General features: G+C 63.7%; 5 protein-coding genes. 2 read left to right on the top strand and 3 right to left on the bottom strand.

What is annotated here, in order from left to right; all coding sequences use genetic code 11:
* On the top strand, nucleotides 1–415 hold a 415-nt coding region (locus tag WBB85_RS07345), incomplete at its 5' end, for a DUF4444 domain-containing protein (protein WP_432637971.1).
* Nucleotides 415–894, top strand: a complete 480-nt coding sequence (locus WBB85_RS07350) for a DUF6505 family protein (protein WP_432637972.1) — start codon at nucleotides 415–417, stop codon at nucleotides 892–894. The genes WBB85_RS07345 and WBB85_RS07350, both read left to right, overlap by 1 nt.
* A gap of 759 nt (nucleotides 895–1,653) precedes the next feature.
* Here the strand turns inward: WBB85_RS07350 and WBB85_RS07355 are convergent.
* From WBB85_RS07355 to WBB85_RS07365, 3 genes are all read right to left on the bottom strand, one after another.
* Nucleotides 1,654–2,427 (bottom strand): enoyl-CoA hydratase-related protein, encoded by a 774-nt coding sequence (locus tag WBB85_RS07355; RefSeq protein ID WP_432637973.1) that lies wholly within the window; start codon nucleotides 2,425–2,427, stop codon nucleotides 1,654–1,656.
* A 71-nt stretch (nucleotides 2,428–2,498) separates the two neighbouring features.
* Nucleotides 2,499–2,951, bottom strand: coding sequence for a cytochrome c-type biogenesis protein (locus tag WBB85_RS07360; protein WP_432637974.1), 453 nt, complete (start codon nucleotides 2,949–2,951; stop codon nucleotides 2,499–2,501).
* Between the two features lie 3 nt (nucleotides 2,952–2,954).
* Nucleotides 2,955–4,913 carry a heme lyase CcmF/NrfE family subunit gene (locus tag WBB85_RS07365; RefSeq protein WP_432637975.1) on the bottom strand — a complete coding sequence of 653 codons (1,959 nt, stop codon included), beginning with the start codon at nucleotides 4,911–4,913 and terminating at the stop codon, nucleotides 2,955–2,957.
* Nucleotides 4,914–4,979: the final 66 nt, after the last annotated feature.

A 4,979-nucleotide genomic window follows, 5' to 3' on the forward strand; every position in this document is an offset into this window, starting at 1 on the left:
CGCGCTGAGGGTCGCCGCATCGGCGACTGATCCGGGAGAGGAACCCGACTGGCTGGTCGTCGGCATGGAACTGACCCTGTCGCTGCCGCCCGATTGCGAACCGGGTGCCTTTCCTGATCGCACAGCCCTTGATCAGGAGGGCTGCGGCGGCCTTGATCCGATCCATATCCTTGAGGCCTGGTCGCGCCATACCCTCCTTTGGCTCAATACGATCGAGGATGCCGAGGGGCGGGGCGATCTGCACCGCGAATGGGAAGGACTGGCCTGGAACCTGCGCGACACCGTGTCTGTCGCCTGTGACGGCACAAGAATCGAGGGTGCGTTTCTTGGCGTTGACGAGAATTTCGGCATGCTGCTGAAAACCGGCGATGCCACCCGGCTCCTGCCGCTCTCATCGCTGCTCGAGGACGTCTGATGTTTCTCGCCCGCGCCATCCATTTTGACGAAAGCGACATGAACGTCTTTGCCAGCCCCGCACGGACCGGGGAATGGGCAATCTCGGGCGGGTTCGAGTTTTCCAACTGGTCGACGGGCGACCTTGTGGGCAAGGCGCGGCAGGCCTTTGCCAATGGCTGGCTGGGGATCGAGACCTTCGGGCGGGTGACCTTTGTCGCCGTGACCCGGATCGAAACGGCTGAATACGAGGCGCTGGCCGAACGGCTGGCCGAACATTTCGTCGCCGTCTATGGCGCGCCGTCGCTCAAAGCCGCCCTGCCCACCGCCACCGAGGAACTGGCACAGATGGCCGATCTGTGCGTCGATCACGCCCCGAACACGGTGCTGACGGTGATGCGCGAATTGACCGAGGCCGGGGTGCGCGAGCAGTACCGGTTCATCGAAGCAAACGAAGCGGGGCTTGACCAGTTCGCAATCCACGGGTCGCTGGACGAATAGCACGGGTAAGCGCAGGCAATGACGGCTAAGCTTCGGGTATAGGTTTGTGCGTCCATATACAGTGTCGGTCGGCGTTCGGGACAGAACAGCCATCGCAGGACGCGCGACAGAAGCTGTACGGCTGCGTGCCCCCCCTGGAGTTGCGCGGCAATCGGCTTTCGGGGGGCTGCGCAATCTTTCCCCGATGCGATGCCGGTTTTCGCGGCGACCAGCGGCGGTGACGGGGTGCTCCCCACGCGTCGGCATGCGCATGCTGGCCCGCACCGGCGCCGACCGGGACCTCGCGCCCTCATCGGCTGTGACCCGGCGCACGCAGAACTGGCCGAGTTCCCGGAACGACGCACCTGGCCCAAACGCATGGGAACGCAGAAGAAGACACACCTGCCCGGCATCGGGCCCGTCACGGCCGTCACTCCGGAGCGCTTTGTGTCCACATCGCATCGGAATTCGAAACTTTTTTATTATAATTCAGATGGTTGATACCTCAACGAAACCCCGAAACACTTTGGTCGCGCATGTGCCGGAACCCGGCAGCCCTGACCGCCACGCGCAAGAGACAGCGGAAGATGGCGCAGATCGCCATACCGGTGACGCGCAGGCGGCACATCCGGCGCTGTCCCTATATGACCGCCGTCAGCGCCATGGTTCACAAGACCCATAATCCCGCCTTCGGGGAACCCATGCGCGAAAGGAGAATACCCGGAAAGGTCAGCGCCGGGCTCCACAGCCCAATTCGGGAAAACCGCCCATTTTCCCTCTTTACCGCCCCTGAAACCGCGCCGGGCGCTTTTCTAGAAACGCATCGACGCCTTCCTTGAAATCCTCGGTCCACCCGCATTCGCCCTGCAACCGTGCCTCAAGCGCCAGTTGCGCGTCGATATCGTTCGAGAGTGAAGCCCGCATCGCCTGTTTCACCCGCGCATAGGCCGCCGTCGGCCCCTTGGCGAGATGCTTCGCCCGCGCCCGCCAATGCGCTTCGAACGCCTCATCCTTCACGACTTCCCAGATCATACCCCAGTCGGCGGCCTGCCGTGCCGTCACCTTGTCGGCGAACAATGCCGCACCCATCGCCTTGGCCATGCCCATCGCGCGAGGCAGCACGAAAGTCCCGCCCGCATCCGGGATCAGCCCGATCCGGGTGAATGCCTGAATGAAACTCGCGCTTTCAGACGCGATGACTACATCGGTTGCCAGCGCCAGATTGGCCCCCGCCCCCGCCGCCGCGCCGTTCACCGCGGCAATCACCGGAACTTCGGCGGCAAGGATGGCGCGCAGCATCGGTTCGTATTCCTCGGCGAGGGTCTTTTCGAGGTCGAACTCACCGCCCGCCCGGTCACTCAGATCCTGCCCCGAACAAAAGGCGCGGCCCGTGCCGGTCAGGACGATCACCCGCGCCGATGCGGCGGCTTTCGTCACCGCCCCGGTAATCTCGGCCCGCATCTTTGTGTTCAGCGCATTCATCACTTCGGGCCGGTTGAGCGTGATGACGGCAATCCCGTCCGCCTCGTCAAACAGGATCGTCTCGTAACTCATGCGTCTTCTCCCGGGGGGCCGTTTCGCGCCAGATTAGCGTCCCTGCCCCGAAGGCAAAGCGAAACCGCGCGTCACTTGTTGAGGATTTCCTTCAGCCGCGCCTCTTCTTCTGCACTCAAAGGCGCCGGAGCCGTGTCCGGCGCTGCCCTGCGGCGGCGGAGATAGAGCGCGGCGGTTCCAAGCGCTGTCAGCAGCATTGCGGGGCCGGCGATCCACAGGATCAGGTTTTCGCCCGAGGCGGTCGGTTGCAGCAGCACATATTCGCCGTAGCGGTCCACCAGATAGGCAATGACTTCTTCGTCGCTGTCCCCGGCTACAAGCCGTTCTCGCACCAGAACCCGCAGGTCGCGGGCCAGATCGGCGTTGGATTCGTCGATATTCTCATTGCGGCAGACAAGGCAGCGGAGCCCTTTCGAAAGCTCCCGCGCCCGTGCCTCCAGAACCGGATCGGCAAGGATTTCATCGGGCTGCACTGCATGGGCAGGGGCCGCGAGCAGACAAAGGACAAGGAACAGCCAGCGCATCGCCTATTCCGCCGGTTGCGTCATGGGAAGCGCTTTGCGGGCCCCGGCGGCGACACGGTAGCGGCGGTCCGACAGGCTCAGGAGTCCGCCGATGGCCATCAGGATCGAGCCTGCCCAGATCCAGTTGGCGAAGGGCTTGATATAGGTCCGCACCGCCCAGCCGCCATCATCCTGCGGATCGCCGATGACGACGTAGATGTCGCGCCAGACCCCGTTCGAAATCGCAGCCTCGGTCGTGGGCATCGCGGCAACCGGATAGACCCGCTTTTCGGGATGCAGCAGGGCCACGTCGACACCCTTGCGGCTGACCCGCATCGTGGCGGTGGTTGAGATGAAATTCGGCCCCTCGACCTGCTCGACCTGTTCCAGGGCAATGTCGTAACCCGCGACCTGGAATGTCTCGCCCACCTTGGCCACGCGGATATCCTCGACATCCCAGGCCGTCAGGCAGGCGATGCCGATGAAGACGATGCCAAGCCCGGAATGGGCACAGGCCTTGCCCCAGTCGGCGCGCGGTAACCGCGCCAGACGTGCGGCCTTGCGGCCCGCCCGCTGCCATAGCTCCATAGCAACCCCGGCGATCAGCCAAACACCGATGGCCGCCCCCACAGGCGCCAGCGGCGACCGGTCAGTGCCGACCGCAAAGGCCAGGGCACCGAAGGCAAGTGCAAGGATCATCGCAGGGTAAAGCGGCCGTATTGACCGGCTGACCCGCGCCCGCTTCCACGGCATGATCGCGCCGATGGGCAGGATCAGCGCGAGGATCACCATGAAGGGCGTGAAGGCCTGATTGAAGAACGGCGCCCCGACCGAGAGTTTGCGGTCAAAGGCCAGTTCAGCAATCAGCGGCCAGAGGGTGCCGACGAAAACCACAAAGGCAGCCACCGCCAGCAGGACGTTGTTCATCACCAGCGCCGATTCCCGGCTGACCATGGCGAAGACACCCTTGGCCTCCATCGCGCCTGCCCGCGCGGCGTAAAGCGTAAGCGCGCCGCCGATGAAGACGGCAAGGATGGCGAGGATGAAGATCCCGCGCTCTGGATCATTGGCGAAGGCATGCACAGAGGTGATGATGCCCGAGCGCACGATGAAAGTGCCAATAAGCGAAAAGCCGAAGGCGAGGATGGCCAGAAGGATCGTCCAGCTTTTCAGCGCCTCGCGTTTTTCAACCACGATGGCGGAATGCAGAAGGGCGGCGGCAATCAGCCAGGGCATGAAGCTCGCATTTTCGACCGGGTCCCAGAACCAGAACCCGCCCCAGCCAAGCTCATAGTAAGCCCACCACGACCCCAAGGCGATGCCGACGGTCAGGAACATCCAGGCGGCGAGCGTCCAAGGCCGGACCCAGCGCGCCCAGGCGGCATCGACCCGGCCTTCGATCAGGGCGGCGACCGCAAAGGAAAACGCCATCGAAAGCCCGACATAGCCAAGATAGAGAAACGGCGGATGGAAGGCCAAACCGGGGTCCTGCAAAAGGGGGTTCAGGTCCTGCCCGTCAAAAGGCGGCTCGGCCAGACGCAGGAACGGGTTCGAGGTGAAAAGGATGAAGGTAAGGAAGGCCATGCCGATCATTGCCTGAACGCTCAGAACGCGCGCTTTCAGCCGGTCCGGCAGGCTCTGCCCGAACCAATGCGCCGAAGCGCCGAACAGCGCCAGAATCAGCACCCAGAGCAGCATCGACCCTTCGTGGTTCCCCCAGACGCCCGACACCTTGTAGAGCATCGGCTTTGCCGTATGCGAGTTCAGCGTCACCAGCCTGAGCGAGAAGTCCGAGGTGACAAAGGCATGGGTCAGCGCCGCGAAGGATATGGCAATACAGAGAAATTGCGCCGTCGCCGCCGGTCCCGCCATCGCCATCCAGCCGCGCCACCCCTTATGCGCGCCGACAAGCGGCACCAGCGCCTGAAGCGCGGCGATCATGAGGGCGAGGATGAGGGTGAAATGGCCAAGCTCTGCGATCATGTGCGAAGCATACTGCGTCGTGCAGGCGCCGCCAATGGGATGTGCGATGATGTCGCGGGACAAGAG

Origin of the sequence: Albidovulum sp. (assembly GCF_049646345.1) — a bacterium.
Classification (GTDB): Bacteria; Pseudomonadota; Alphaproteobacteria; order Rhodobacterales; family Rhodobacteraceae; genus Albidovulum.